We start from the raw sequence: 26,278 nt of genomic DNA, 5'->3' as shown, positions 1-26,278 counted from the left end.
CACGTTCGCGTGCCGCGTCAGATGCGGTAATAACGTTCCGCGTTGCGGCGAAACAGCGCTTCTTTCTCGGCGTCGCTCGCATCGCCGACGATCGCCGCATACGCGCGCCACAAGTCCGTGTACGAGCCGAACAGCCGGTCGACCGGAAAGTTCGACGCGAACATTGCACGCTCCACGCCGAACGTGTCGATCGTTTCGAGCACATAGGGCCGCAAGCTTTCGACAGTCCAGCGATGATCGAACATCGCGAGGCCGCTGATCTTCACCACGACGTTAGGGCAAGCCGCGAGCGTGCGCATGCCGTCGCGCCACGCGCGATAACCGGCGACGCTATTGCGGTCGACGAACATGCCTGCATGGTTGACGATGAAAAGCGTGTCGGCATGCTCGCGCGCGAGCGCGGCCGCCTCGTCCATCTGCGACGGATACAGTTGCAGATCGAACGACAGGTCATGGCGGCGCAGCAGCGCGAAATGCTCGCGCCATTGCGGCTCGCGCATGAAATGGCGGCCGACGTAATCGAACAGTTTGTTCTCGTGCACGTTGAGGATCTGCCGGATGCCGCGCGTATTCGCGAACGACGCGTGCGCTTCGAGCAGCGCGGGCGCATTCGGCGCGGCAAGATCCACCGCGGCGACGATTGCATTCGGCATGCCGCGCGCTCCATCGCGATCGGCAATCGATTGCAGCCAGCGTGTTTCCTCGACTGGGTCGGCGGGATCGTGATTCGCCTCGACATGCACGAGTTTCAGCACGTCGATATCGCCCGCTTCACCAAGCAGATCGTCGAGCAGATAGTCGTGCTGCAGATCGCGCGCATCGCCGACGAACGACACACCGGGGTTCTCCAGCCACGGATAGCGATGCGTTTTCAGATCCCACAAATGGATATGCGAATCGACAACCTGCATGCGGCACCTTCGTCGGGTGAAAAGCGTTTCGAGCTTTGTTCGTGAGATTTGTTCGTTCTTGCGGCGCCTCGCGGACCGCCATTCGGCGGCTGTCAGCCAACCGCCGGCAATCCGTCAGCGCAGCGACTTCAGATGAAAGACCGGTTCGAGCGTCTGCGAGAGCGGCGTATGATCCGGCGCGGTCTGCATGATGTCGGCCATGTAATCCCACCATTTGCGCATTACCTCGAGTTGCGGCAACTGGTCCATTGTGTGATTGCTGGTGCGCGCGAGCACCGCGAAAAGATGGTGGGTGTCCGGGTCGAAGAAGATCCTGTAATCGCGCACCCCGGCGTTGTGCAACGCGTCAACGAGCTCGGGCCAGATCTGCGCGTGACGCCGTTCGTATTCCTCGCGCATGCCGGGGTTGAGCACCATCCGGAAAGCGATTGTCTCCATTGCGGCCTGTCTCCAAGATGGTAGTTCTGACTATTCGTCGCTTTCCCGGTGAAGCGGCTGGAATGACTATAATTCCGCCATCGATAGCATCTCAATCCGTTGTTGGGATTGGGCGATCCACAAACCGAATCGCACCGGGACCATGAGCCAACATTCAGCCGCCGTCGCACTCGTCAACCGGCTCAAGTTCAAGCACCTCGCCCTGCTCGTCGCGCTCGACGACACCCGCAATCTCCACCAGGCCGCCGAGGCCGTCAACGTCGCGCAGCCCAGCGCGAGCCGCATGCTCGGCGATATCGAGGAAGCCTTCGGCTTCCTGCTGTTCGAGCGCAATGCGCGCGGCATGACACCCACGCCGCTCGGCGTCGTTACGCTCGCTTACGCGCGGCGCGCGCTGGCCGAGCTGACGCGCTTCGCCGAAGACCTCGAAGTCAAGCGCCGCGGCGGGCATGGTCAGTTGACCGTCGGCGCGATCATGGGCGCCGCACCCGATCTGCTCGCGATGTCCGTCGCCGCATTGAAGACCGAAAGCCCGCTGCTCAACGTGCGCATTCTCGGCGAAACCAGCGATCAGGTCGTGCAATTGCTGCATCGCCGCGAAGTGGATCTCGCGCTCGGGCGCCTGACCAGTCCCCTCCAGCACAACGATTTCAGTTTCGAACCGCTCGCGCGCGAAACGCTGCTGCTCGTCGTACGCGCCGTGCATCCGCTCACGCGGCGCACACGCATCACGTTGCGCGAACTGGTCGACTGGCCGTGGGTCGCGCAACCGGTGACGAGTCCGGCGCGCGTGCTGTTCGAGGAAGAACTCGCACGCGCGGGGCTCGCGACGCCGGTCAATCTGACCGAATGCGCGTCGATCTTCGCGACGCTGCAACTGCTCGAAAATTACGATGCGGTTGCGATGCTGCCGGAATCGGTCGTGCGCGATCACGTGCGCGGCGGATTGCTCGTCGCATTGCCGCTCGAAATCGGCAAGAGCCTCGCGGGGTTCGGCATTCTCACGCGCAAGGAAGAACCGCTCGCCGAACCGGCGCTGCGTCTGATCGAACTGCTGCGCGGCTTCTCGCGCAATCTCACGCGCGACAACCTGATCGACACTTCCACGCCGGATACGCCGGCCTCGCCCGCAACGATCAATTGACGGCGGCATCGCGCGCCGCTTATTGCAGGTTCACGAACAGGCCGCCGTCCACCAGCAGCGCGGCGCCTGTTACATAGCGCGCACGGTCCGACGCGAGAAACACCACGCAATCGGCGACGTCGTCCGGCCGGCCCAGGCGGCCGAGCGGAATGCGCTTCTCGAAGTAGGCTTTCTTCGCCTCGTCGGCGAGATCTTCGGCATTGAGGTCCGTCGCGATCGTGCCCGGCATTACCGAATTGCAGCGGATGCCGAACGGCCCCAAGGCAATCGCGCACGACTGCATCAGCGAATGCACGCCGGCCTTGGTCGGCGTGTAATGCGTCTGCATCGCGCCGCCAACCAGCGCGCTGATCGAACTCGTCGCGACGATCGCACCGCCGGTGCCCTGTTTTTTCATCTGCTGCGCGGCGGCCTGCGTCACGTAGAACGCGCCGTTCAGATTGACCGCCACCGTCGATTCGAGCACGTCCGGCGGCATGTCGAGAAACGCGTGAAACGGACAGATGCCGGCATTGCTCGCGAGCACGTCGACCTTGCCGAACGCGTCGACCGCGCGGCGCACCAGTTCCTGACCCGTGTCGCGCGCGGCGACGTTGCCTTCCACCGCGATCACGCGCCGCCCCAACGCCTCGATTTCGCCGACCACTTCCGCGATGGCCGGGCGGCGTCCATAGGATGCGTCGTTATCGCCCCAGTAGTTGATCGCCACGTCCGCGCCCTCGCGCGCGCAGGCCACCGCGATTGCGCGGCCGATGCCGCGCGAGCCGCCGGTGACGATCACGACCTTGTCCTTGAGCAGCACGTCATTCTCCTTTGCGGGGGTTCGCCGTTCGGCGCAGGGTCGATGCGCTCGACGTGTTCAGTGCTGATACGGCCGCATCAGCGTGCATTCGGGATTGAGCCGCACGCCGAAACCCGGCGTGTCCGGCACCTTCATCCGGCCGTTCACCGGCACCGGTTCATCGAGCAGCAGCGGATTGAACATCGGCACGACCTGGTCGGCGTTCGGCGCCATCATCAGGAACTCGGAGAACGGCGAGTTGTGACGCGTCACGACGAAGTGATAGCTGTACACCGACGATCCGTGCGGCACCACCATCACATTGTGCGCATCGGCGAGCGCGGAAATCTTGATCAGCTCGGTGATGCCGCCGCACCAGCCCACGTCCGGCTGGATCAGATCGCAGCACTGCATTTCGAGCAGCAGCCTGAAGCCCCAGCGCGTCGCCTCGTGCTCGCCGGTGGACACCATCATGCCGCGCGGCACGTTGCGGCGCAGTTCGGCGTAACCCCAGTAATCGTCGGGCGGCAGGCATTCCTCGATCCACTTGAGGCCGTATTCATGCGCGCCTTGCGCGAGCCGCGTCGCATAGCGCACGTCGAGGCTCATCCAGCAGTCGTACATCAGCCAGAAGTCGTCGCCGACGCGGCCGCGCATGTCGGCAAGCCTGTCGAGGTTCTGCCGCAGGCCGGCGTCGCCCTCGGCGGGACCGTGCCGCAACGGCAGCTTGCCGCCGATGAAGCCCATTTTCTTCGCGAGATCGGGGCGCGCGCCGGTCGCATAGAACTCCAGCTCGTCGCGCACGGGACCGCCCAATAGCTGGTACACGGGTTCCTTGCGCACTTTCGCGAGCAGATCCCACAGCGCGAGATCGACACCGGAAATCGTATTGAGCACGACGCCCTTGCGCCCATAGTAGAGCGTCGCAAAGTACATCTGATCCCACATCTTCTCGATGTCGGTCACGAGCTGCCCTTCGAGAAAGCGCGCGAGATGCTTCTCGACGATGAACGCGCCGATTTCGCCGCCGGTCGTCACCGCAAAGCCGACCGTGCCGTCGCTCGCCTCGATCTCGACGACCAGCGTGCCGAGCACGTTGATGCCGAACGACTGGCGGCTCTGGCGATACTCGGGATAACGCGCCATCGGCGTCGCGATGTGATCGTCGATCCAGTGTCCGCCGGGCTGGTCGTGATAGTCCGCGCCGCCGCCGCGAACGATGAAGGCACGCACGTGCCGGATGGTAGGCATGGCCATGAATGGGCTCCGTGAAGGATGCGTCGAAGCAGCTCGACTATGCGCGGTCGCTCAATAGGTGGCGCGACCGCCGGACAGGTCGAACACCGAACCGGTGCTGAACGCGCAGTCTTCGGAAGCCAGCCACAGAATCAGCGACGCCGCTTCTTCCGGCAGAAGAAAACGATTCATCGGAATCTTCGACAGCATGTAGTCGATATGCTGCTGCGACATCGAATCGAAGATCTCGGTTTTGGCCGCGGCCGGCGTGACCGCATTGACGAGAATGTTCTTCGTCGCGAGTTCCTTGCCGAGCGATTTGGTCAGGCCGATCAAGCCCGCTTTCGAGGCGCTGTAGTGCGAGGCATTCGGATTGCCCTCCTTGCCCGCCACCGACGCGATATTGACGATGCGGCCATAGCCCTGCTTCAGCATCTGCGGCACGACTGCCCGACAGGTCAGATAAGGGCCGATCAGGTTCACGTCGATCACGCGGCGCCACACGTCGGGCTCGAGCTCCCACGTCGTGCCGTTGCCGCCGGTAATGCCCGCGCAGTTGATCAGCACGTCGATCGCGCCATGCCCGGCGACGGTTTGCGCGGTCGCCTGCGCGACCGCGGCTTCGCTGGTCAGCTCGACCGTGACGGCGCTGACCTTGCCGAGTTCGCCGAGCTCGCGCTGGCTGCGCGCGAGGCGTTCGCCATCGACGTCCCATAACGCAACCGACGCACCCGAGTTCAACGCGCGCTGCGCGACCGCGTAGCCGATGCCGCGCGCGCCGCCGGTAATGACGACCGTGCGCCCCTCCAGATCGATCCGATTCATTGCTGTGCTCCTGTGGACGGCCGTTGCGGCGCGCCATCGGGTTGTTGTATCGCTGCTGTCCGTGCTGACTGTCCAGTCAATATACGGGCGCTGCGATGCGCCAACAATTCGAGTATCGGAGGAGGCGATAGCAAAAGTGGATCGATTGATCTGGCTGGCCTCGCAGGCCGCCATCAATCATCATCGGCCGCAACGAAAAGCATCGAGATATAAAGAATGGTCGACACGACGATGATGCCGACACCGACCAGCACCTTGGTCCGGTTGAAGTACAGGCCGCCGTTGATCACCACGCCGATTCCCGCGACCGCCGATAATGTGCCTAACGCGGCGAGGCCGACGTGGATCTTGCTGCGAATGAGTCTCCTGCGCTCCGATTCGGCAGTGGATTTCGATTCCTTCTGTTCCATTCCCTGCTCCTTCGCGCGACGCAGTGACCGCGCTGGAACTTCACTTGACCTCGGCGCCGCCCCGCGACACCGACGACGCCGCCGCGGAAACGAACACGGCCCGAACCGAGTCGCCCACCTTGAGCTTTTCCAACGGAATCTCAGGCGCCACGTCGAGCGTTTCGGTGCGCGTCGGACCGCGCAGCGTGACCGTGCGATTCTTCCGGTCGATCTTGCGCACCGTCGCCACCACCTCGACGCGACGCGCCGATGCAACGACGCCGTTGGACGCCGGCTGCGTCACTTCAGTATCGACGCGCTGACGGATACCATTCGGCGCAAGTTTGTCGACCCCGATCAACACCGCCTTCTTGTATGCGATCGTCACGATATCGCCGATGTGCAGCTTGCTTACGTCCGCGGCCTGCGGGTTCACGTCGAAGGTTTCCTCGCCGCCCCGGGGACCGCGCAGCGTCACGCTGTTCGTCGCGGGATCGATGGCGACGACGCGCGCCCGCACGTGCAGCAATGCCGCCGCGCCGATCGCCTGCGGTTCCGAGGCCGGCGCGGCGCTCACCTGCGCGACGGCCGGACCCGCCGCCGCGACGAGAATCCCCAGCGCCATCGTGATGGCCTTCATTCGCACGCGCCCCGAACCCGATGTATTGCAAGCCATGGAATTCTCCTTTTGATTGCGTCGTTGGTATTGGCGGGCCGCGCGCCCGCCTCCCGGAAACCGGACGGCTTAAAACAATGACTCGGAAAACGGCACAGTACTGCTATCAGGAAAGGAACGGCCAGCTAATCGTTTTTATCGAATCCGCCTTCGCTTTGAACCCAAAACACAAAGGCGGGTTTTGCATGACGTGCCGGATAATCGTGATGAAAAAACTTGAAAACGCATGCTCTGATGCCCGCTGCAATAGCTGAGCGGACTGGCCGTGAACGACCCTGGATGGATGTTCAGTGATGTTCAGTGGACGGGTAGGTGACTCGCCATAACACGTTCCTCGCAAGGATATGTACCGCACGGCCCGCGTGATGCAAGCCCGGAAATTGACGACGTTATGGCTATTTCGAACTGTCTCGGGGATGCTAGCAAACGTGTAAAGGAATGGCAAGGGAAGCCACGATGGGCCGTAATTCGCGCATTATCGAACCTCGTTGCTTCAAATCGTTATGGCGGTTTCGCCATTCGCCTGGCCCGAAAAAATGCATGCGAAGCAAAGCCGTAGTTATTCGCCATTGTTCTCGGCAGGCTTCGGCATCTTCTCCACCGACGCATCCACGTCGACACTTTCCTGCTGATTACCCGCGCCGGCCGCCTTCGCCGCGAGCTGCAAATAGGCGGCCGCGAGGCGGCGAAGATCGTCCTCCGAGGCGTCCTCGATACCGATCAACTGATTGTTCGCCTGACGATGCGAAGCGAGCAGTTCGTTGAGCTTCAGATGCACGGCGACACTGTCCTTGTTCTGACTCTGCTGGATCAGAAAAACCATCAGGAACGTGACGATCGTCGTGCCCGTATTGATGACCAGTTGCCAGCCATCGGAGAAATGAAAGAGCGGCCCGGTGACCGCCCAGACGAATACCGTGATCGCCGCGATGCCGAATGCGACCGGCGAACCGGCCAGCCGCGTCACCGAGCTGGCGAATGCATCGAACGCGCGCGCGACCGGATGCGTGACCGCATAGGCCGGACTCGACGTGTCCGGCACGGTGTCGAGGCTGTCCGCAGATGAAACCTGTGCCGCGTCGTCGCGCATGGCTGCCTCCATGAAGTGATGCTTTGCACCGCGAGAGAGCATATTGCGTGCCCATGCGCGCTTTTTACACCTCTCGAGGTCCTTCCGTCAGCGATATCAGGCAATAGTTGAGTAAAAACCCCTAATGGTTGACACCGTGGGTTGCCACCGTACCGCGTAATGCAATGCGCACCGGCCGATACAAAAAATTGTCGTGAATCGCTGGAATACTTCGAATACCGCTTTATTCGGCTCGAGCAATTGCCGTAAAGCATGTGAAGAGAAGTGGGGTAAAACCGCGCAACTTCAGCGCACACAACACAGGTACAGCGCTTGCTGTCGCCCGCGTCAGCATCCGGGCCAACTCATTCGTTATTCAAGGACATCACTCATGGTTACCACCCGCCCCTGCACCGCCGCCTGCGTAATCGACGGCCGGCTCGTCACGCTGACGTTCTACCCGGACAACGGCGTATTGCGCATCGCCGATCCGTCGGGCGTGTGCGTCAGGGAAACGCGCTGGCACGCGTCATGGCGTGCATTGCTCGATGAATTCCGCGGCTACTACGAGGCAGCGGGGACGAACGACGCGGCGTGCGGTGTCGAGGACATCGTCGCGCGCCTGGGCGAGCGCCCTGCCTCCGCGATGCGGGACATCGCGCTTGCGTGAGAAGTCGGGCGGAGCGCGGCGCTTTCTGCTTTCTGTCATGCGCTTCCAACAGCACCTTTGCCGCGCCCCGCTCCCGCCCCCGAATCGCTCCTCGGGCGCTCACTGGCCAAAATAAACCTTGCACCCGGACCCGGCGGCGCACGACTGATTCCACTTGCCGCCCGCCTCCGACTGCCCCGCCGCCACGCCGCCGTACGACGCATCCTCCACGCCTTGCCGCGGCTGCCAGCCCTGGCCGAGCGACACGTCGGTGGTGGCTTGCGCCGATTCGTTTGCGTTCTGCTGCATCACCGCGCGGCCCGACATGCCGGCGTCCGGCTGGCCGCTCAATTCCGCGGCGGTGGCCGTTCTCGGCGCGAGAAACAGAACGGCGCTGGCGGCAACCATCAATACACGTACTTTCATTTCCGGACTCCTCGGATCCGGCGCAGCAGTTTTCGTCCTCCAGAAGAATTGATCCGCGAACAGCCAGATCTCCCCAGGCGGGGCCGAAGAACGGTCGATGCCAATGCGCCACTGCCGCGACGGGTCATCGAACTAAACGGATGAAGAATTACCTCGCTCGCAGCCGGCGGGGGACGCGTTTGCGCGTCGCGGGAACCGGCGGCGGTGGGCGGGCAACAGGTCTGCGTTGCGCAGTTTTTCGGTAGTTCTTTTATAGTTCGCGAAGCCGGGAATTCAATCCGGGGGTTCCGCGAGTGTGGCCAGATGTCAACACCGTTCGATAAACCGCATTCGCCGACAAAATCAGTGTAGACAAAGCGCGCTTTGTGCGCGTGTTGCGTTATGATGTCGTCATAAAGCACAAAAAGCAGCGCCCGCGCATCGGTGAAGTCCGATGACCGACGGAAAGCGTGGGAGTAACTCCAGCCATTCGCAATCCATGCATTGAGACAAAGAATTTTTCATCGCGGACCTCAGGCTTACCGGCCTCGTTTGCCGCGCTGCGACATGCTGAAATATTTGCTGATTGAGACATTCAGTTGATGGTCGATTTTTTACGCGGCCGCTTTTGGCGCAGGCCGCTTTGGCATAGGGCGCGTATTGCAGTTCCGGGAGCAACGTTTTTTAACGCGGCTCATGGCATTTCCTTCAACCGACACCCCTCTCGCGGGCCGGCCCCATCTGTTTGGGCTCGATGCTTCGCAGCTTTTGTTTGCAATCTGTAATTGACAGAACGCTGGACGTTTTAGAAGGACGAATATCTTATGGACGAAAGGAAGCGGGATAGCATGATTGCCTATCTCCGCCATCGTATGGAAGAGTTTGGTATCAAACCAGAAGACCTTGCCGCCGCGCTCGCATCCGAGTCGATGGCGAAAAAGGGCGAGCGCTATCGCAATGCGACCGGGGACAGTTGGGACGGCAACGGCGAAATGCCTCAATGGTTGAAGCAGGCCATCAGCGCGGGGCAGACAATCGAGCACTTCGAATTGTCGCCGAAGCCCGTGCCCGCCCCTCAACCGAAAAAGGCGGTGGACTGGTCGAACGACCCGTTCGCCGGAACGCCGCTCGCGCGCTCGAATAGCCGGTAAGCGCGAGCCCGCTTTACGATGCGGGAGAAACGACGGTGACGTCGAAATGAGCCGCGTTGCCGCGCATCGGCTTTGCGTTGCTCACGGCGTTCGCCGCATATTGCGGTAGTTCGATAAACGCGCTGACCTGCCGCACGATCTGCCAGAAAGTCTTGTCGAAAAGACGCACCAGTTCGTCATGGGGCACACCGTCCGCGTGCGGATCGGCAATAACCCAATCGAGAAACAACGGCTCGCCGGGAAATCCCGGCGCATGACGCCCGCCGACGGATTCGTCCAGCGCGATCACGACGTCCATGCGCGGCGCCCATTCTCCAGTGAATTCGAGCCAGCTCTTCGGGCTCAGCATCGCGCGCCCGGAAATGCCCGGCTGCAATTGCGCGGCCGCCAGCGGATGAATTCGCGCGGACGGCTCCGGGCCCGCGCTGAATGCGTCGAAACGGTGTCCCGCCAGTTCACGCAGCAAGGCTTCCGCCATGAGGCTGCGAATCGAATTGTCCCGGCAAAGAAACAGCACCTTGTATTTTCTGGTCACGCTTTCCCCGTACCTTGTTTTTATTGGTTTCCGGACCGCATTTTGCCGGTTCCGTCTTGCGCCCCCGTGACACCATGACGCCTCCATTTTTGCGCCACGGGAATTCGCATCAGGAATCCCGATTCACGGGCACAGAACCCAACGAACTGCGAACGATGCGCAGTGTACCAGCGCAAAAGAAGTCTTACATTAGCCTGTCGATATTTGCGACAGATGACGTGAACGACGCGATACGTCACAACTTCAGGCTGTTCAGAAACTGGAACCAGAGATTGCCGAGCGTACTCGCCGGATGCGCGTCGCCAGCCGGTTCGTCGGGTTTCGCGTGGTGCGCGGACGTGGATTGCGGCGCGTCGTGACCGGCGGCCTGATGCGTGCTCGTCGAGGCCGAGCCGGCTGTCGCATTCACGGGCGGCGCGTCCTCCGCTGTCGCATTCTTCGCGGCGTTATTCGCGGCATGCTTCGCAGCCCTCTTCCCGGCCGGCGCTTTTTTCGCGTCCTCGGCCTCTTCGCGGCGCGCCGCCTGCAACGCCGCCACGCTGTCCGCAATCTGCGCCGCGCGGCGCGGTTCGCATTGCCGCCCGAGCAGCACGCCGAACAACACGTCGCGGTTGTGGCCTTCGTCGGCGAACCGGATCGCGATCGATACCATCTCCGCATAGGCCGCTTCGTCGGCCGCGCGCGCCGCCGCCTCGCGCTTCGCTTGCGCCCGTTGCCGGCGCGCGTGCTGCGCTTCCCACTCGCGCATCTGCTCGGCGTAGACCTTGTCGTAGACCTTGCGCTGCTCGGCGTCGGAGAGGATCGCGTACGCGTCCTTGATTTCCTGAAACGTGGCGCGCGCGACGTCTTCGGCACCGTGATTGCGGTCGGGGTGCCACTTCATCGCCGCTTTCCGGTAGGCCCGCTTGATTTCTTCGTCGGTGGCGTGCGCGTGCACGCCGAGCGTGTCATACAGGGTTGCCATTCTTTGCTCGATCTCGCCGGGAATCCAGGCGGGCATCGTAGCACGCCGGAAGCGGCCGACACCGGACAAACAGATGGCGAAAAAAAGGCCTCGCTATTGACGCAGCGAGGCCGAGTCCCATGTCAAAGGAGATGTCATGGAGGAGACGGATTCATCATAGCCGCCGCTCGACGCGTGCCCAACCAACGGTTCGCCATATGCTTATCGGCCGCGCGTTCATGTGCATTGCCGTGCGAGCCTGCCGTGCGCCCGCTGCCATGTGGGGCGATGCGCGGTTATATCGTTAGAACAAAAAGTCGCTTAGCCGCGCGGCGGCCGGTCATTAAGATGACGCTTCAAAGTCGGGTTCGTCGCGGCCGGTCCGCATGCCGCCGTGCAGCGAGAGCCGCATGCGTTCCGCACGCGCCACGCCACGCCACGGCCCGCATCATGAGCCGCTATCGAAGGAGCATTTCGTTGAACAGATCCAGTCATTCGCGCCGGCCGCTCATCATCGGCATTGGCGGCACGACGCGCGCGGCCTCGTCGACCGAGCGCGCGCTCGCCTTTGCGCTGCGCGGCGCCGAAGCCGCCGGCGCCCATACCCGCCTGTTTGGCGGCGCCTTTTTGCAGAGCCTGCCGCACTACGCGCCGGAACAGCCGTCGCGCACCGACGCACAGCTCGAACTGATCGAGGCCGTGCGTCACGCGGATGCGCTGATCGTCGCGACCCCTGGCTATCACGGTGGCGTATCGGGCCTCGTCAAGAACGCGCTCGACACGCTCGAGGACCTGCGCGCCGACGGGCGTCCGTATCTGGACGGCCGCGCGGTCGGCTGCATCGTCACCGCCTATGGCTGGCAAGCGGCGGGTTCCGTGCTGACATCGCTGCGCTCGATCGTGCATGCGTTGCGCGGCTGGCCGACGCCGTTCGGCGCGGGTATCAATACGCTGGAAACGCGTTTCGAAACGGCCGATAGCTGCTCCGATCCGAAGGTCGTCGAACAACTCGCGACGGTCGGCCAGCAGGCCGCGCAATTCGCGCTGGCGTTCAATACGCATCGGGCGCCGGACCCGGCGGCTACGCTGACGCAACCGGCCGCGCACGCATCTTCCATCGACGCCCACGCCACGCGCGTGCTACAGGCGGTCTAAGCTCCGCGCGAAGCCCGGTGCCTCCAGGCTACGCGCGAACCGTGCGCCACATAACAGACACCTCGCCACGCCGCGAATAGTGTGATCGAACACAGCGATTTTGATCCGATCCGGGCTTCTGGATAGCACGCCCGCGCCGCGCTGATTTGCATACGACGAAAGATTGGTTCACCCGCTGCGCAGCGCGCCCTACGCTTGCCCTTACTCGCCGCTTCACGAACGTCCGGCGTGACGGGGCGGCGGCAGGCGCACTGGTTTTCCGCACAAAGCATGCGGGTACACTGACAAGTCAAGATCATGAACTCACACATCCGCTACAAGGGCTACGAGGTCGAAGCGGTTACACAACCACTGCCTAATGGACTATTCGCCGCGAATCTGACCATCGAGGAAAGCAACGCCGATAATCGCAAAGCGTATTCGTTCGATGCGCTCGATTACTTCTTCGACGAAGAGCACGCGCTCGCCTATGCATCCGACTGGGGACGCATGTGGATCGATAACCACCAGTAAGCGCGCCGGCAACGGCCGGGACGGCTGCGACGCGCACGGGTGACGTCCACCCGCCACATCCGCGCCGCCGCTGTCGCGCAGCGCCCGGCATCCGCGTTCAGGCGGTTGTGCCAGAATAGCTGAACCGTTGTGTTCGCTTTCTGCGCGCGTGACCTGTTCGCCACCTCTACGGATGCCGCTGGAACTCCCGCACCTTCTCCGCGGAACTCGCACCCGCCCCGCTTCGCATTCGCGCGAAGGCAGGCCGCGTACCTGCGCGCGCCCGCGCCGCGCCGCGCGGAACCCATCCCGCACGACCGTCCGCCCGGCGCCGCCGGCAATACATCCATCGATACGGAGACGCCGGCCATGACCTGGACCGTCGACGCACAACTCGCGCTGACCGCGACGCAAGCGGTCGAAGCGCTGCAGTCGGGCCGCCTCAAAGCCGCCGACTACGTGGCGACTCTGCTTGCGCGCGCCGCCGCGCTCTCGCATCTCAATGCGCTCACCATCCTCGATCTCGACGGCGCGCTCGCGGCCGCGCAGCGCATCGACGCATTGCCCGCGGCAACGCGGGCGCGCCTGCCGCTGGCCGGCCTGCCGATCGTCGTCAAGGACAACATCAACACCGCCGGCTTGCCGACCTCGGCGGGCACGCCCGCGCTCGAAGGCTTCGTGCCGGCGGCGAACGCGCCGTCGGTGCAACGCCTCGTCGACGCGGGCGCGATCGTGCTCGGCAAGGCCAATATGCACGAACTCGCGTTCGGCATCACGAGCACGAACTTCGCCGCGCATGCGGGGCCGGTGCGCAATCCCTACGATCCATCGTTGATGCCGGGCGGCTCGTCGGGCGGCACGGCCGTCGCGATCGCCGCGCGCATCGTGCCCGCCGGACTCGGCACCGACACCGGCGGCTCGACCCGCATTCCCGCCGCGCTGACCGGCACCGCGGGCCTGCGTCCGTCGGTCGGCAACGGCGGCGCCGAGCGGCGCTATCACGATCCCGACGCCGTCGTGCCGATCAGCCACACGCGCGATACGGTCGGCCCGATGGCGCGCGGCGTCGCCGATCTGGCGCTGCTCGACGGCGTGATCAGCGGCGCGGGCGCACTGCCCGCGCTCGCGCCCGACGCTTTGCGCATCGGCCTGCCGGCGCCGCTATGGGACGGACTCGAGCGGCAGGTCGAGGACGTCGCGCGCGCCGCGGTGAAAAAACTCGAAGCGGCAGGCGTCACGTTCGTGCCGGTCGCGATGGACGATCTGGCGTATCTGAACGGGATGGTCGGCGGTCCGATCGCCATTCACGAGGCGCGCGACGACGTGCTCGCGTGGCTCGTCGCGAACCGCGCGCCGGTGCAAACCGTCGCGGAGCTTGCCGCGCGCATCGCGAGCCCGGACGTGCGCGCGATCTATGACGAAGTGCTCGCCGACGTGCTCGGCCCGCACTACGCATCGGCGCTCAATTACTGGCGCCCGCGCCTGCAACGCTATATTGCCGCGACCTTCGCCGACGCTCGTCTCGACGCGCTGCTGTTTCCGACCACGCGGCTCGCCGCGGTGCCGATCGACGATCTGAACGGCTCGTCGACGGTGACGATCGACGGCAGCCCGCCCGTCGATACGATGGAAGCGTTCCTGCGCAATACCGATCCGGCCAGCACGTCCGGCATTCCGGGGCTCTCGCTGCCGGCCGGCATGAGCGCGAGCGGTCTGCCGGTCGGGCTCGAACTGGACGGCCCGCTCGGCTCGGACCGGCGGCTGCTCGCCATCGGCGTCGCGTTCGAGCAGGTGCTCGGCGCACCGCCGGCGCCCGTGCTTTGAGGTCGGCACGTCAAGTGCCGGCAACCTCGATGCACGCTCCACAACACTCATTCAAACGACGATGACGACAGCCGCCACCGCCCGCACGCAACGCCACCTTCCACGCCGCTTCCTGCATCACATCTCCCGCCTGAGCGCCACGCTCGCGGTCGCCCTTGCCGCCACCGCCTGCGCGCAGCTCGCGACCGTCGATTCCAACGCGCTATGGAAGATCGTCGACATACGCTGCGTGCCGTCGCAGCAGGCCACCGGCACGCCGGGCCAATGCACGGTCGTCGATCTCGACAGGCGCTATGTGATTCTCAAGGACATTTTCGGCCGCTCGCAATATCTGCTGATGCCGACCGACCGGATCAGCGGCATCGAAAGTCCGCTGATCCTTGCGTCCGATGCGAAGGACTATTGGAGCGACGCATGGGATTCGCGTCGTTACGTTGAGCAGGCGGTCAAGCGCGAACTGCCCGACGACCAGCTCGGTATCGAGATCAACTCGGAATATCGCCGCTCGCAGAACCAGTTGCATATTCATATCGACTGCATGCAACGCAACGTCAGCGTCGCGCTGGCGAACCACGCGCACGACGCGCCCGGCGCATGGCGGTGGGACACGATCGACGGCAAGCGCTACCGGATCATGCGCGTGACGTCGCTGACGGGCCCCGACAACCCGTTCCGGATCGTCGCCCGGGACAATCCCGAGCCGGCGACGATGGCCTTGCAAACCATTCTCGTGACGGGCGCGGGACCGTCAGCCGGCACGGACGGCTGGCTGATCGTCAACAGCGACCTCGACGCGGACGGCGGCACCGGCACGGCCGAAGGGCTGCTCGATCACGCGTGCCGCGTGGCGGACGACCACTGAGCGTGGGCCGCGCGCACGCTATCCACGATTGCGCAGATGCATTGCCGAACAAAATGGTTCGGGCGCGCGGCGTTGCCCCGTACGATCGGTCTGGCCCTGCGGGTCTCGACCCGCATCACGACCGATTCCACGATGGCGATCTATCTCGACGATACCCAGCGCAACGACATCGCCCGTCTCGCGACGAGCTGGACGTGGCGCACGCAATGGCCGACATGGACGCTGATCGTCGCGATCTATGGCGGCTGGGCTGGTGTCGCGACCCATGCGCGCGTACTCGGTCTGCCAGTGACGGCGCTGCTGCTCGCCGTGCTCGGCACGTGGTACATGTCGTTGCAACACGAACTGTTGCACGGTCATCCGACGCGCTCGCGATTCGTCAATGCATTGCTCGGTTTTGCGCCGCTTGCGGTGTGGTTTCCTTATCGGATCTATCGCGAGTCCCATCTTCGGCATCACGACGATGCGCGTCTGACGCAGCCGGGCCACGATCCCGAGAGTTATTTCGTCAGTGCCGACGAGTGGCGGCGCGCGGGGACGGCAATGCGCGCGCTGCTCGTTTTTCGCAATACGTTGACGGGGCGCATGCTGGTCGGGCCGGCGTTTTCGATTGCCGCTACCGGCGCGCAGGCGCTCGGCAAAATCGGCGACGGTGACTGGCGCGACGTGCCGGCATGGCTCGCGCATCTTGCCGCATTGACGGCGCTGACCGCGTGGCTGCAGCGGGTGTGCGGGATACCGGCCTGGGTGTTTATCGTCGGCGCGGGGTATGGCTCGCTATCGCTCGCGTCGGTGCGTTCGTTTCACGAGCATCGTGTCGCGCGGGAGCACGCGCATCGCACCGTTATCAATGAAGCGGGATGGTTGTGGCGGTTGCTGTTTCTGAACAACAACTATCATGCGGTGCATCACGATCTGCCGCAGGTGCCGTGGTTTGCGCTTCGGGGGGTCTATCAGGCGTCCCGCCAGCAGTATGTCGAGCGCTCCGGGGGTTTTCTGGTCAGGGGTTATGGCGAATGGGTCAGGAGATATGGATTCGCCGCGGTGGCGCATCCGGTGGCGCTTGGCGGGTCCGACGCAGGCCGAAGAAATCCGCCTGCTTCCGCCGGTTTCGCGGGTAAGTTGCGGGTAAATTTTATGGTAGTTGTCCGTCGGGGAGAACTCCATGAAGCTCAGCTATCCACTCCCGCGGAACACCAGGCCGCGGAGCAAGCCCTATGAGCTCCATGATCGCGGCTCTACCTGTTTGCGAGTCTCGAAAAATCAGAAGAACACGCTCAGGCCAGGCCGACGGCGAGACGGTCCATCTGAGCCGGGCACAAAAGTCGACGCTTCCCGAGGACAGCGTGGTCAGCCTGTCAGCCCGCATCGTGCGGCGACTTCGGCGATCCATTCGTCCCTGAACTCCTTCATGAAGGACACGAAGGTCCGTCCGACCCTGGACAGCGGACGATGCTTCGGGTACATCAGCGCGACGCGAAAACGGATGCACGGATCGACCGGCCGCACATCGACGCGATCGAGATAGGCATGCACGCTGAACGGATCGACAAAGCCGATGCCCAGATCGAGCGCCGCCATTTCGCAGGTGGAATGCGAAAGCGATGTGTCGATGCGCGTGATGCGGCTCACATCGTGACTTTCGAAGAAACGGTCGACGTGTCCGCGCGGCTGATAGTGTCCGGTCATGGAGATGAACGCCCGGCCATCGAAGTCCTGCGGCGACAGCACGGCCTTCGCCGACAGTTCGTGTTGCTTCTTCATCACCGCGTAGTACGGCACATTGCAGAACTCGTCGACGGCCAGTTCGCTCGGGACGGCGGGTAGTTCGGCGAGCCCGAAATCTATCTGCTGCGCCGCGATCCAGTCCTCGATCTTCGAGGACATCTGCACGTCGAGCGAAATATCGACCTCCGGATGCGCTTCGCGAAAACGCGCGATCACGGCGGGCATGAAGGTGATGCCGAGCGCGGGCATGCACGCGATCGAGATGCTTCCGACGCGCAGTTTGCGCACATCGGCGGCGAGTTCGGCGATGCGCTCGTAGGAGCGGATCGTCTGCTCGACCTGCTCGTGAATCATGCGGGCTTCGGGCGTCGGCACGAGCCTGCCGTTCGCGCGATCGAACAGCGTGACGCCTAGCGCGCGCTCCAGTTCGTTGATGAGCCGGCTCACCGACGGTTGCGACACGCCGAGCAGATCGGCGGCGCCGATCATCGTGCCGACCTTCATCGTGGTCTGGAATGCTTCGAGTTGCCGGATGTTCATGAACGTGACGGCGGCATCGCCGGGCGCGAGGAAGCCCCCATCCTAAGAGAAAAAGCGTTCGAGGGTAAAGTCGGCCAGATCGACGCGCGGACGATCGCCCGTCACCAGGTCCGCGAGCACTTGTCCCGCGGCCGGCCCGATGCCGAAGCCATGTCCCGAGAAGCCCGATCCGAGATGGAAGCCGGTCAACGCCCTGACCTTCGAAATGACCGGCAGCGCATCGGGCGTCACGTCGATCATGCCGGCCCACGAACGCACGATCGATGCGCTCGCGAAGCTCGGAAAGACCGTTTTCAGCCGCTCGAGCGCGTCGTTCAGCATGCCGGGATCGGCCGCGGGGTCGAGCATCCGGCATGCTTCGAACGGCGTCGGACGGTCGAGTCCGAAGCGGCGAGGAATCATCAGCTCGTCGAAGAAGCGGCGGCCGACGCGGAGCTTCAGGTATTTGCGCTCGTTGAGCCAGGCCCGCATGAACTTCGTGCTGAGCCGGATGCTGTCGGGCGTGAGGTCGGCGACCGACGCACCGAGCTTCGAAACCGTATAGCCGCCGTCGCTGCGCTTGCGGCAGGTGAAATCGCCGCCGTTGATCGTTACGTCCAGTCCGGCGTCGAGGGGCGCGGTCTGCAATACCGATGCATGCACCTTGAGTTGCGGAAATTCGATCGCGTGATTGCCGCAAAAGAGGCGCGACCACGCTCCGCCCGCCAGTACCACGTCCGCGCATTTCACGAGTCCGTGCTCGGTCACGACGCCCGAAACGCGTCCCGCCGATACATCCAGCCCGCGCACGGCGCAGCCTTCGACGATCCGCGCCCCGCTGGCGACGGCCAGTTCGGCGATGCCGCGCGTGGCCGCGAGCGGCTCGGCGACGCCATCGGCCTCGCCGTACAACGCACCTGCCCACTGGCGCTTCGATGGCGGAATCAGCTTCGGCAGTTCCGGCCTGCCCACGAGTTTCGCCCGGACGCCCGTCGCGCGCGCCGCATCCAGCCACTTCTGATGACCGGCCATCTCGCTCTCGGATGCGGCCAGATACGCGAGACCCGTCGTGCGATAACCGACGTCGACTTTCGACTGGATGTCTTTCCAGATATCGTTGGCCAGTATCGACAGGGGCAATTCCTTGACGTCGCGGCCGACGCTGCGAATCCAGCCCCAGTTGCGCGACGATTGCTCTCCGGCCACCGTTCCCTTCTCGAATACCGCGACGTCGATACCCTTGCGGGCCAGCGCGAGCGCGCAACTCACACCGATGATTCCGCCGCCGACGATGGCGACGGACACTTGCGTGGGGATTTCCGGTTTCAACTAAAGGTCTCCAGATTACGGGCAAGTTCGGTCACGCTCGATCGGTCCCGATTCAACCCGATTCGATCAGGCGACGCGCCGCCTGCTCGCACGCAGGCCGACGAGCGCCAGCGACGAGATGACGATCAGGTACCAGGCGGGCGACATGATGCTGCCGGTCGACTTGACCAGAAGTCCCGTGACGACCGGAGTCAGGCCGCCGAACAGCGTCATCGCGATGACATAGGCGAGCGACACGCCGGTCGTGCGGCAACTGGCCGGGAACAGTTGCGACAGCAGCGAGCCGAGCGGCGAGTAGTAGAAGCTGTAGAACACCAGCGAGAGAATGCACTGGAAGGCGACCAGCGTCACCGGACCCGGCGCGTGCGTGAGCATGTAGAACAGCGGCAGGATCAGCGCCATGCCGCAGACGAGCGCGGCACGCATCACCTTCACCGTGCCGAAGCGATCCGCCGTGATGCCGCCGAGCATCGGAAACAGCACGCACACGAGGCCGCTGAGGATGGACGACGCGAAGGCCGCATCCTTGCCGACGCCGAGATTGTTGATCGCGAACGTCGGCATGTAGATGTTGATGAAGCTCGCCGACCCACCCGCGGCGGCGATGATCGCGCCGATCAGCACCGCCGACTTGTGCGACTGCGCGGTTTCGCGCAGCGGGGAATGCGTGACCTCCCGCGCTTGTTCGAACGCCGTGGTCTCGCTCACCTTGCGGCGGATATACAGGCCGATCGGCCCGATCAGGCAGCCGAATACGAACGGCAGGCGCCAGCCCCAGGCGTTGATCTGTTCGGCCGTCAGATAGTGATTGACGCCGTAAGCGAACAGCGACGACGCCAGCACCGCGAGCCCCGACGCGGAAAACTGCAGGCTGCCGAAGAAGGCCATGCGGCGCTTGTCCTGTTCGGTCAGAAACGAATTGGCGGCGCCGAATTCCCCGCCCGCCGAAAAGCCTTGCAGCAGACGTCCGGCGACGAGGATCACGGGCGCCAGAACACCGATGCGGTCGTAGGTCGGCACGACGGCGATGGCCGCGGTGCCGAGCAGCATCAGCAGGGCCGCGAGGCTGAGCGCGAAGCGCCGTCCGCGCTTGTCCGCAACGATGCCCAGCACGATCGCGCCGACCGGACGGATGACGAACGAGCTCGCGAAGGTCAGCAAGCTCAGCAGCAGCGCGGATTGCTCGTCGCCGGTCGGAAAGAACAGCTTCGACACGGTGAGCGCGAACATCGCGTATACCAGCAGATCGAACCATTCGAAGAAGGTGCCGAAGTTCGCGGCGACGACATCCCGCACGCGGTTCGGCGCGGATTTATCTTCGACGGAGGCGTCAAGGGTGCCGGCTTTGTTCAGCATGTTTTTCCTTCGCAGTCTTGGCCGGTCGGCCTGGCCGCCGGATGCCATTGCACGAACGCGCGATTGCGCGTCACGGTTCGATCGACGAGGTAGTGCGGGACGAACGTAAAGCGAAATCTAGGCACAAAGCGGCATGCTGCGGGCGTAGCCGCGCGCGTGCCAGAGCAGACACGAGGTGTCCACGCTCCGGGAACACGATATTCGTTCAATAACGCCGACAAAAATGGAATGCGTGAAGCCGTCATGGCATTTTTCGAGCGTACAGTCCAGCACGACGGCGGCATCGGCGAGCACGGGCGCGCCGGTCTCGAGCGTCGTCCACTGACCGGCTTCGAAGCGCGCCTGACCTTTTGCCTCGCGGAACCGGTCGACGACATCGCTCTGATCGACCGAGAGCAGATTCACCGCGAACTTGCCGTGCGCGACGATCGCGTCATGCGCGGAGGCGCTTTTGTTCACGCATACGACGATCGACGGCGGATCGGACGACAGGCTGCATACCGAGGTCGCGATCAGGCCGATGGGCCGACCGTCGCGCATCGTGGTGATGGCCGTCACGCCCGCCGCGAAGAGCGACATGGCATCCTGAAACGTGCGGTCCGTATCTGCTGCTGGCTGCATGATGGCGTGCCTCAGTTCCGTTTGAAGACATTCGGCGCGAGACCGAGATTGGCGCGCAGCGTGGCGCCTTCGTAGCGCGAGCGGAAGAGGCCGCGCCGCCTGAGTTCGGGCACGACGAAGTCGCTCATGTCGTCCATGCCCGCGGGCAGGATCGGCGGGCAGATGTTGAAGCCGTCGGCGGCGTCTTTCCGGAACCACTCCTCCATCTCGTCGGCGATATCCGCCGCCGTGCCGATCAGCAGGCGCACACCGAAAGTCGACGCGACGCGCTGGCCCAGTTGACGGATGGAGAGATTCTCGGCGTGCGCGAGCTCGACCAGATTGTTTGCGATGCTGCCGATGTTCTTCGGGTTCGTCTCGCTCAGGTCGGGCACGGGACCATCCAGCGGATAGCCCGACAGATCGCCGAGCTGGTCGTAGAGCGCCGCCAGCGCGCTCATCGGATGAATCAGCGCCTGAAGTTCCTCGTACTTCCTCTGAGCCTCCTGCCGCGTGGCGGCAACGAACGGAACGATGCCCGGCATGATGAGCAGCTCGTCCGGCCGACGGCCGTGGGCGGCGAGCCGGCCTTTCAGGTCGGCGTAATAGTTCTGCGCGCTCCTGAGATCGTGCGCGTTGCTGTAGACGACGTCGGCGCAGCGCGCCGCGAGCCGACGCCCGGCCTCCGACGCGCCCGCCTGCACGATGACGGGCTGTCCCTGTGGCGTGCGGGCCGAGTTCAGCGGACCGCGCACCTGAAAGTGCCTGCCCTTGTGGTTCGGCGTGTGCAGTTTGGCTTCGTCGTAGAAGAGGCCGGACGCCTTGTCCCGGACGAACGCATCGTCTTCCCAGCTATTCCAGAGCGAGCGAACGACATCGACGAACTCATCGGCGCGCTCATAACGATCCGCGTAAGCGAGGTTCTCGCTGCGATTGAAGTTCTGCGCTTCCTCGTCCGACCAGGACGTGACGACATTCCAGCCCGCGCGTCCTCCGCTGATGTGATCGATCGATGCGTACTTGCGCGCGATGTGGAAAGGCTCGTTATAGGTGGTCGATGCCGTCGCCACGAGTCCGATGTTTCGGGTCGTGGCCGCGAGCGCGGCGAGCAGCGTCAGCGGTTCCAGTTCCGCATTGCGCATGTCCTTCGCCAGCGAACCTTTCGGGTTGTCATGGGCGCGGATGCCCAGTCCATCCGCGAAAAAGATCATGTCGAAATGGGCTGCTTCCGCCTTGCGCGCCGTGTTCAGGAAGTGCTCGAAACTGAGTGCGCCGTCCGCGGGCACCGACGGATGCCGCCATGCGGCGACGTGGTAGCCCAGGTACCGCATCGAGAGGCCGAGTCTCAGTTTTCCGTCCTTTGTCATTCCGACGTCTCCAATTCCTTGCATTCATCTCACCGCTCCATTACAGAGCAGCGTCATGAAAGGTATGGTGAGGCGCGAAAACGACTGACTCAATACTGTCAAAATTGGTCGGCTATTCGGAAAGTGGATAGGGGTCCTTGCGCCGGTTTTGCGGGTGGCGAAGAGCGAGCCCTGTAAGCCCCATGATCGAGACTCGATGACTATTTGTGCTCAGAGACCCAGATAAGCGATTGCGTTATTGCAGCGCCAGTCCTCACGAACATGATCGGGCATGTCCAGCGCGTCGAACTCGCGCAACGCCTTTTCCACCGGCATCATCGGAAATGCGGAACCAAAGATCATGCGTTTTTTCAGCACCGTTCTGCCGTATTGCAATAGCGGCTCATATCCGGAATGCGCGGTCGCGAGGAGCTTCGGCCGCATGGCCACCGTGCCGATCCACACGTTCGGATGACGCCAGGCCACCGCGAGAAGCTCCTGCACCCAAGGCCAGCCCGGCGGCGACGCGCATACGCGAAGCGCCGGCAGCGCCATCATCACGCGATCGAGGGCTGCCGGATGGCCGTACATCATCGAAGTTTGTGTCGAAAAGTTCGTACCGCAGTGGATGTTGACGGGCACGTCCAGTTCGACGCATTTCTCATAGAGCGGAAACAGCAGCGGGTGGTCGATCGGCAACCTGTGCTCGAAGCCCTGCACATTGAGACCGCGCAGACCGAGTTCGCGCACGGCCGTTTCAAACTCGGCGACCGCGGCTGCTCCCTTGTGCGGATCGACGCCCGCAAAGCCGATGTATCGATGGCCGTGCGTTCGGCAAAACGCGGCCACATTCTCGTTCGATATTTTCACGCCGAAAGTACTCGTCAGATCGCGCGCCTTCAGTACGACGTGGCACGCTCCCAGACGTTCGTAAGTTTCAAGATAGTTTTCCAGCGGATCGCCATCGACGGAATTGGCGACCTGGCGTTCCGTTCCCTCGTACACGCGGCGGTAGTTCGACAGATGATCGGTTGGCCCGTCGAATTGCAACGAAGGCGGCCGGCTTGAAAAGTCCAGAAACATGAGCGACTCCTCCGTGTACGCGCATCAGCGCCAGCGCGACTCCTGGCGGTCGTAGGTATTCGCGAAAGGATCGGCAGCCTCCGCGATCAGCCGCTTTTTCGCGATCTTGCGCGAAGGCGTGCGCGGAAAATCTTCCTCGATGTATTGCAGATAGCGCGGCACCTTGAATGGCGCGAGATGCCGCGCGCAATGCTCGAAGACGGCCGCGGGCGTCACGTCGGCATGCGTGAGACCTTCGCGCAGTTTCAGATAGGCCTTCACTTCCTCGCGGCGCAGCGGATCCGGCACGGGCACGACGGCGGCCTCGTCGATCGCGTCCATGCTACGCAGCACGGTCTCCACCTCGGTCGCCGATACGTTCTCGCCCGCGCGCCGGATCATTTCCTTGATTCGGCCGACGATGTAGTAGAAGCCGTCGGCATCGCGCCGGAACAGGTCGCCAGTGCGAAACCATTCGCCGTCGAAACTCTCGGCATTCGCCTCCGGGCGCTTGTAGTAGCCCCACAGAATCCCGCGCCCGCGAATCCACAGCTCCCCCACTTCCTCGAGATCCGCAATGGCGCCGTCCTCACGCCGGATCTGCAATTCACGAAACGGCGCGGGCAGGCCGCATGTGCGCTCCAGCGCCTTCCCGCACGCCCAGGCGGGCACGAGCGCGCCGGTACCGATCTCGGTCATGCCGAAGCCTTCGCGCGCGATCACATTGAAGCGCGCCTGCACTTCCTCGCGAGCCGGCCGGGTCCAGCCATAGATGCTGATGTACTTCAGGCACACATCGGCGTCGCGCGGGCCGCGCGGATGCTGGCTCAATGCGGGTTCAGGAAAGATGCAGTAGTGGATGCGATAGTCGATGAGCCACGACATGAAGCGCGTGAGACTCATGCGCTCCGCGATGTACGCGGTGCCGCCGAGCTTGAGCGTCATCAGGAACTGCCACATCGGGTCCATATAGAAGAACGGCGCCCAGATCAGGACGTTTTCGATGCCCGCATCCGGTCCCCGGCGATGCCGTGCCGCACTGTGGCAATGGATCATCCAGTAGTCGTGGCTCAGCATGCAGCCCTTCGGAAAACCGGTAGTACCCGACGTGTATTGCAGATTCAACAGATCGTCGCGCGAAACATGCGACGGCGCCGTGAAGTCCGCGCGGCCCGAGGCAAGCAGCGACTGCCATTGCAGCGGATGCTCCGTCTCACCGCTCACGATCACCCGTTCCCACGCGAGCAGGGGGGGCAGGCTCGGCAGATCGGCGAGGCGCGGCACGAATTCAGCGTCGATCACGAGATATTGCGCGTCCGCGTCGGTGAGCACGAACGTCATCTCGTCCCGCGTGTACGCGGTATTGACCGGCACCATCACCGCGCCGATGCGCCCGAGCGCGATCCACGTGATCGGAAACTCCGGCGCGTTCTTCAGCATCAGCGCGACGTGGCAGCCCTTGCGAACGCCTCGCTTCACCAGCGCGTCGGCGAGCTGCGAAGCGGCGCAATCGATTTCCGCGTATGTCATGCTGATGCCGCGCTCGAACCAGACAGCGGCCGTCTTTTCGCCATGGAGCGCGGCCTGCTCACGCACGAACTGCCCGAGCGATTCGGGCAACGCAAGCTGCTCCTGACGTTTTCGACGGGCGAGTTCGTCCACCACGGTCGGCGCCGGTGTTCTCATCGTGTTCTCCAGACATTTTTTCCAGACCTCGCAACGCCGAGCGCCGCGAGGCGCGCGCTGACGCTAGTCCTGCAAGATGACCTGACAATCCTCCGGCGCCCAGTCGAGCATGACGCGCGCGCCCGGCGCAGGTGCCGTGGCGCGCGTTCCGCCCTGCTGCTGAACGACGATCTGCATATCGCCCGGCAGGCGCACGTGATGACGCACCACGCTGCCGAGCGTGATCGAATCCTCCAGCGTGCCCGCATGGCAGGTGCGGTCGCCGGCGCCGGCCGAATCATGCGCGGGCGTCATGCGCACGCTTTCCGGGCGCACCAGCAGGTTGACGACCGCACCTCGCGGTACCGGGCACGACGCGCTCGCGGCGCGCAACACGCCGAGCGCCGTCGATACGACGATGTGCTCGCCCCCGCTCTCCTCCACCGTGCCGGCAATCAGATTGGCCGTGCCGATGAAGCTCGCGGCGAACGCGGTCCGCGGCGCACGGTAGAGTTCGTCGGGCGTGGCGATCTGCTCGACGCGCCCTTCGTTCATCAGCACGACGCGGTCCGACATCGAAAGCGCTTCCTCCTGATCATGCGTGACATTGAGCATCGTGATACCGAGCTGCGCATGCAGGCGACGAATTTCGAGCTGCATCTGCTCGCGTAGCTTTTTGTCGAGCGCGCCCAGCGGCTCGTCGAGCAGAATGAGCGCCGGGTTATAGACGATGCAGCGCGCGAGCGACACGCGTTGCTGCTGTCCACCCGACAGTTCCCGGGGCTTGCGCCCGGCGATATTCGGCAGGCGCACCATGTCGAGCACGTTCGTCACGCGGCGGCGGATTTCATCCTTGCCCAGCTTGCGCACGCGCAGCGGGAACGCGATGTTGTCGAATACCGTCATGTGAGGCATCAGCGCATAGTTCTGGAACACCATGCCGAGTCCGCGCGCGCTCGGTGGCGCATGCGTGATGTCCACGCCGCGCACGAATATCTGCCCGGACGAGGGCGGCACCATGCCGGCGATGAGATTGAGCAGCGTCGTCTTGCCCGAGCCGCTCGGCCCGAGCAGCGTGACGAACTCGCCCTGCCGCACGCTGAAGTCGAGCGGAGCGAGCGCCTGAACGTCGCCGTAGCGCCGCGAGACCTGCTTCAGTTCGATCATGTTCATCATCGGGTCCCAATG

General features: G+C 63.8%; 27 protein-coding genes. 8 read left to right on the top strand and 19 right to left on the bottom strand.

Annotation, left to right across the window (positions count from 1 at the left end; translation table 11 throughout):
• Positions 1-17 precede the first annotated feature (17 nt).
• Both QM685_RS21910 and rhaM read right to left on the bottom strand, forming a co-directional pair.
• The gene (locus QM685_RS21910; RefSeq protein ID WP_415119246.1) at positions 18-911 is read right to left on the bottom strand and encodes an amidohydrolase family protein; all 894 of its coding nucleotides are present in this window, start codon (positions 909-911) and stop codon (positions 18-20) included.
• Between the two features lie 114 nt (positions 912-1,025).
• Positions 1,026-1,349, bottom strand: a complete 324-nt coding sequence (gene rhaM / locus QM685_RS21905) for an L-rhamnose mutarotase (RefSeq protein ID WP_415119244.1) — start codon at positions 1,347-1,349, stop codon at positions 1,026-1,028.
• A 142-nt stretch (positions 1,350-1,491) separates the two neighbouring features.
• On the opposite strand from rhaM, the gene QM685_RS21900 reads away from it, so the two are divergent.
• Positions 1,492-2,493, top strand: a complete 1,002-nt coding sequence (locus tag QM685_RS21900; protein WP_415119242.1) for a LysR family transcriptional regulator — start codon at positions 1,492-1,494, stop codon at positions 2,491-2,493.
• A gap of 19 nt (positions 2,494-2,512) precedes the next feature.
• Here the strand turns inward: QM685_RS21900 and QM685_RS21895 are convergent, their stop codons facing one another.
• The 6 genes from QM685_RS21895 to QM685_RS21870 form a co-directional block, all read right to left on the bottom strand.
• Positions 2,513-3,295 carry an SDR family NAD(P)-dependent oxidoreductase gene (locus QM685_RS21895; protein WP_415119240.1) on the bottom strand — a complete coding sequence of 261 codons (783 nt, stop codon included), beginning with the start codon at positions 3,293-3,295 and terminating at the stop codon, positions 2,513-2,515.
• 57 nt (positions 3,296-3,352) lie between these two features.
• A complete protein-coding gene (gene rhmD / locus QM685_RS21890; RefSeq protein WP_415119238.1) occupies positions 3,353-4,531 on the bottom strand; it encodes an L-rhamnonate dehydratase in 1,179 nt (392 codons plus the stop codon).
• A 51-nt stretch (positions 4,532-4,582) separates the two neighbouring features.
• The gene (locus QM685_RS21885) at positions 4,583-5,335 is read right to left on the bottom strand and encodes an SDR family NAD(P)-dependent oxidoreductase (protein ID WP_415119236.1); all 753 of its coding nucleotides are present in this window, start codon (positions 5,333-5,335) and stop codon (positions 4,583-4,585) included.
• 173 nt (positions 5,336-5,508) lie between these two features.
• A complete protein-coding gene (locus QM685_RS21880) occupies positions 5,509-5,745 on the bottom strand; it encodes a DUF2964 family protein (protein ID WP_415119234.1) in 237 nt (78 codons plus the stop codon).
• A 40-nt stretch (positions 5,746-5,785) separates the two neighbouring features.
• Positions 5,786-6,400, bottom strand: coding sequence for a copper-binding protein (locus QM685_RS21875; RefSeq protein WP_415119232.1), 615 nt, complete (start codon positions 6,398-6,400; stop codon positions 5,786-5,788).
• 559 nt (positions 6,401-6,959) lie between these two features.
• Complete coding sequence (locus tag QM685_RS21870; protein WP_415119230.1) at positions 6,960-7,490, bottom strand: low affinity iron permease family protein; 531 nt, start codon at positions 7,488-7,490, stop codon at positions 6,960-6,962.
• A 370-nt stretch (positions 7,491-7,860) separates the two neighbouring features.
• Between QM685_RS21870 and QM685_RS21865 the strand changes: the two genes are divergently transcribed.
• Positions 7,861-8,139 carry a hypothetical protein gene (locus QM685_RS21865; protein WP_415119228.1) on the top strand — a complete coding sequence of 93 codons (279 nt, stop codon included), beginning with the start codon at positions 7,861-7,863 and terminating at the stop codon, positions 8,137-8,139.
• A gap of 99 nt (positions 8,140-8,238) precedes the next feature.
• On the opposite strand, the gene QM685_RS21860 is transcribed toward QM685_RS21865, so the two are convergent.
• Positions 8,239-8,544 carry a hypothetical protein gene (locus tag QM685_RS21860; RefSeq protein WP_415119226.1) on the bottom strand — a complete coding sequence of 102 codons (306 nt, stop codon included), beginning with the start codon at positions 8,542-8,544 and terminating at the stop codon, positions 8,239-8,241.
• Positions 8,545-9,347: 803 nt separating this feature from the next.
• On the opposite strand from QM685_RS21860, the gene QM685_RS21855 reads away from it, so the two are divergent.
• A complete protein-coding gene (locus QM685_RS21855; RefSeq protein ID WP_415119224.1) occupies positions 9,348-9,674 on the top strand; it encodes an H-NS family nucleoid-associated regulatory protein in 327 nt (108 codons plus the stop codon).
• 13 nt (positions 9,675-9,687) lie between these two features.
• Here the strand turns inward: QM685_RS21855 and QM685_RS21850 are convergent, their stop codons facing one another.
• Together QM685_RS21850 and QM685_RS21845 are read right to left on the bottom strand one after the other, a co-directional pair.
• Positions 9,688-10,209 carry a low molecular weight phosphatase family protein gene (locus QM685_RS21850; protein ID WP_415119222.1) on the bottom strand — a complete coding sequence of 174 codons (522 nt, stop codon included), beginning with the start codon at positions 10,207-10,209 and terminating at the stop codon, positions 9,688-9,690.
• Between the two features lie 235 nt (positions 10,210-10,444).
• A complete protein-coding gene (locus tag QM685_RS21845; protein WP_415119220.1) occupies positions 10,445-11,173 on the bottom strand; it encodes a J domain-containing protein in 729 nt (242 codons plus the stop codon).
• 456 nt (positions 11,174-11,629) lie between these two features.
• Here QM685_RS21845 and QM685_RS21840 point away from each other — a divergent pair, with 456 nt between their 5' ends.
• From QM685_RS21840 to QM685_RS21820, 5 genes are all read left to right on the top strand, one after another.
• Positions 11,630-12,307, top strand: a complete 678-nt coding sequence (locus QM685_RS21840) for an NADPH-dependent FMN reductase (RefSeq protein ID WP_415119218.1) — start codon at positions 11,630-11,632, stop codon at positions 12,305-12,307.
• A 297-nt stretch (positions 12,308-12,604) separates the two neighbouring features.
• Entirely contained in the window at positions 12,605-12,820 is a 216-nt protein-coding gene (locus QM685_RS21835) for a transcriptional regulator (protein WP_415119216.1), read from the top strand.
• Between the two features lie 348 nt (positions 12,821-13,168).
• Complete coding sequence (gene iaaH / locus QM685_RS21830) at positions 13,169-14,623, top strand: indoleacetamide hydrolase (protein WP_415119214.1); 1,455 nt, start codon at positions 13,169-13,171, stop codon at positions 14,621-14,623.
• A 61-nt stretch (positions 14,624-14,684) separates the two neighbouring features.
• The gene (locus tag QM685_RS21825) at positions 14,685-15,485 is read left to right on the top strand and encodes a CDP-diacylglycerol diphosphatase (protein WP_415119212.1); all 801 of its coding nucleotides are present in this window, start codon (positions 14,685-14,687) and stop codon (positions 15,483-15,485) included.
• Positions 15,486-15,617: 132 nt separating this feature from the next.
• Positions 15,618-16,706 carry a fatty acid desaturase gene (locus QM685_RS21820; protein WP_415119420.1) on the top strand — a complete coding sequence of 363 codons (1,089 nt, stop codon included), beginning with the start codon at positions 15,618-15,620 and terminating at the stop codon, positions 16,704-16,706.
• A 129-nt stretch (positions 16,707-16,835) separates the two neighbouring features.
• Here QM685_RS21820 and QM685_RS21815 read toward each other — a convergent pair whose 3' ends face one another.
• The 8 genes from QM685_RS21815 to QM685_RS21780 form a co-directional block, all read right to left on the bottom strand.
• Complete coding sequence (locus tag QM685_RS21815) at positions 16,836-17,753, bottom strand: LysR substrate-binding domain-containing protein (RefSeq protein ID WP_415119210.1); 918 nt, start codon at positions 17,751-17,753, stop codon at positions 16,836-16,838.
• A 42-nt stretch (positions 17,754-17,795) separates the two neighbouring features.
• On the bottom strand, positions 17,796-19,061 hold the full coding sequence (locus QM685_RS21810) for an NAD(P)/FAD-dependent oxidoreductase (protein WP_415119208.1): 1,266 nt from the start codon (positions 19,059-19,061) through the stop codon (positions 17,796-17,798).
• A 66-nt stretch (positions 19,062-19,127) separates the two neighbouring features.
• Positions 19,128-20,417: an MFS transporter gene (locus QM685_RS21805; RefSeq protein ID WP_415119206.1), complete on the bottom strand. Its 1,290-nt coding sequence runs from the start codon at positions 20,415-20,417 to the stop codon at positions 19,128-19,130.
• Positions 20,418-20,534: 117 nt separating this feature from the next.
• Positions 20,535-21,038 carry a flavin reductase family protein gene (locus QM685_RS21800; protein WP_415119204.1) on the bottom strand — a complete coding sequence of 168 codons (504 nt, stop codon included), beginning with the start codon at positions 21,036-21,038 and terminating at the stop codon, positions 20,535-20,537.
• 11 nt (positions 21,039-21,049) lie between these two features.
• Complete coding sequence (locus QM685_RS21795) at positions 21,050-22,384, bottom strand: LLM class flavin-dependent oxidoreductase (RefSeq protein WP_415119202.1); 1,335 nt, start codon at positions 22,382-22,384, stop codon at positions 21,050-21,052.
• Positions 22,385-22,594: 210 nt separating this feature from the next.
• Positions 22,595-23,446, bottom strand: coding sequence for an amidohydrolase family protein (locus tag QM685_RS21790; protein WP_415119200.1), 852 nt, complete (start codon positions 23,444-23,446; stop codon positions 22,595-22,597).
• A gap of 24 nt (positions 23,447-23,470) precedes the next feature.
• Complete coding sequence (locus QM685_RS21785) at positions 23,471-25,111, bottom strand: class I adenylate-forming enzyme family protein (RefSeq protein WP_415119198.1); 1,641 nt, start codon at positions 25,109-25,111, stop codon at positions 23,471-23,473.
• 63 nt (positions 25,112-25,174) lie between these two features.
• Positions 25,175-26,257, bottom strand: a complete 1,083-nt coding sequence (locus QM685_RS21780; RefSeq protein ID WP_415119196.1) for an ABC transporter ATP-binding protein — start codon at positions 26,255-26,257, stop codon at positions 25,175-25,177.
• Between the last annotated feature and the right edge of the window lie 21 nt (positions 26,258-26,278).

The sequence above is a fragment of the Paraburkholderia sp. genome, from assembly GCF_047605525.1.
GTDB lineage: Bacteria > Pseudomonadota > Gammaproteobacteria > Burkholderiales > Burkholderiaceae > Paraburkholderia.
The sequence above is the reverse complement of the archived record's forward strand: the minus strand, read 5'-3'. Positions and strand labels throughout refer to the sequence as shown.

Bases quoted from the DNA above. Each gene is read 5' to 3' on its own strand.
- QM685_RS21790 (WP_415119200.1), bottom strand. From the start codon at position 23,446: ATGTTTCTGGACTTTTCAAGCCGGCCGCCTTCGTTGCAATTCGACGGG.
- QM685_RS21805 (WP_415119206.1), bottom strand. From the start codon at position 20,417: ATGCTGAACAAAGCCGGCACCCTTGACGCCTCCGTCGAAGATAAATCC.
- QM685_RS21900 (WP_415119242.1), top strand. From the start codon at position 1,492: ATGAGCCAACATTCAGCCGCCGTCGCACTCGTCAACCGGCTCAAGTTC.
- QM685_RS21815 (WP_415119210.1), bottom strand. From the start codon at position 17,753: ATGAACATCCGGCAACTCGAAGCATTCCAGACCACGATGAAGGTCGGC.
- QM685_RS21785 (WP_415119198.1), bottom strand. From the start codon at position 25,111: ATGAGAACACCGGCGCCGACCGTGGTGGACGAACTCGCCCGTCGAAAA.
- QM685_RS21855 (WP_415119224.1), top strand. From the start codon at position 9,348: ATGGACGAAAGGAAGCGGGATAGCATGATTGCCTATCTCCGCCATCGT.
- QM685_RS21825 (WP_415119212.1), top strand. From the start codon at position 14,685: ATGACGACAGCCGCCACCGCCCGCACGCAACGCCACCTTCCACGCCGC.
- QM685_RS21885 (WP_415119236.1), bottom strand. From the start codon at position 5,335: ATGAATCGGATCGATCTGGAGGGGCGCACGGTCGTCATTACCGGCGGC.
- QM685_RS21870 (WP_415119230.1), bottom strand. From the start codon at position 7,490: ATGCGCGACGACGCGGCACAGGTTTCATCTGCGGACAGCCTCGACACC.
- rhmD (WP_415119238.1), bottom strand. From the start codon at position 4,531: ATGGCCATGCCTACCATCCGGCACGTGCGTGCCTTCATCGTTCGCGGC.
- QM685_RS21875 (WP_415119232.1), bottom strand. From the start codon at position 6,400: ATGGCTTGCAATACATCGGGTTCGGGGCGCGTGCGAATGAAGGCCATC.
- QM685_RS21820 (WP_415119420.1), top strand. From the start codon at position 15,618: ATGGCGATCTATCTCGACGATACCCAGCGCAACGACATCGCCCGTCTC.
- QM685_RS21800 (WP_415119204.1), bottom strand. From the start codon at position 21,038: ATGCAGCCAGCAGCAGATACGGACCGCACGTTTCAGGATGCCATGTCG.
- QM685_RS21910 (WP_415119246.1), bottom strand. From the start codon at position 911: ATGCAGGTTGTCGATTCGCATATCCATTTGTGGGATCTGAAAACGCAT.
- QM685_RS21780 (WP_415119196.1), bottom strand. From the start codon at position 26,257: ATGATCGAACTGAAGCAGGTCTCGCGGCGCTACGGCGACGTTCAGGCG.
- rhaM (WP_415119244.1), bottom strand. From the start codon at position 1,349: ATGGAGACAATCGCTTTCCGGATGGTGCTCAACCCCGGCATGCGCGAG.
- iaaH (WP_415119214.1), top strand. From the start codon at position 13,169: ATGACCTGGACCGTCGACGCACAACTCGCGCTGACCGCGACGCAAGCG.
- QM685_RS21795 (WP_415119202.1), bottom strand. From the start codon at position 22,384: ATGACAAAGGACGGAAAACTGAGACTCGGCCTCTCGATGCGGTACCTG.
- QM685_RS21860 (WP_415119226.1), bottom strand. From the start codon at position 8,544: ATGAAAGTACGTGTATTGATGGTTGCCGCCAGCGCCGTTCTGTTTCTC.
- QM685_RS21835 (WP_415119216.1), top strand. From the start codon at position 12,605: ATGAACTCACACATCCGCTACAAGGGCTACGAGGTCGAAGCGGTTACA.
- QM685_RS21865 (WP_415119228.1), top strand. From the start codon at position 7,861: ATGGTTACCACCCGCCCCTGCACCGCCGCCTGCGTAATCGACGGCCGG.
- QM685_RS21880 (WP_415119234.1), bottom strand. From the start codon at position 5,745: ATGGAACAGAAGGAATCGAAATCCACTGCCGAATCGGAGCGCAGGAGA.
- QM685_RS21845 (WP_415119220.1), bottom strand. From the start codon at position 11,173: ATGGCAACCCTGTATGACACGCTCGGCGTGCACGCGCACGCCACCGAC.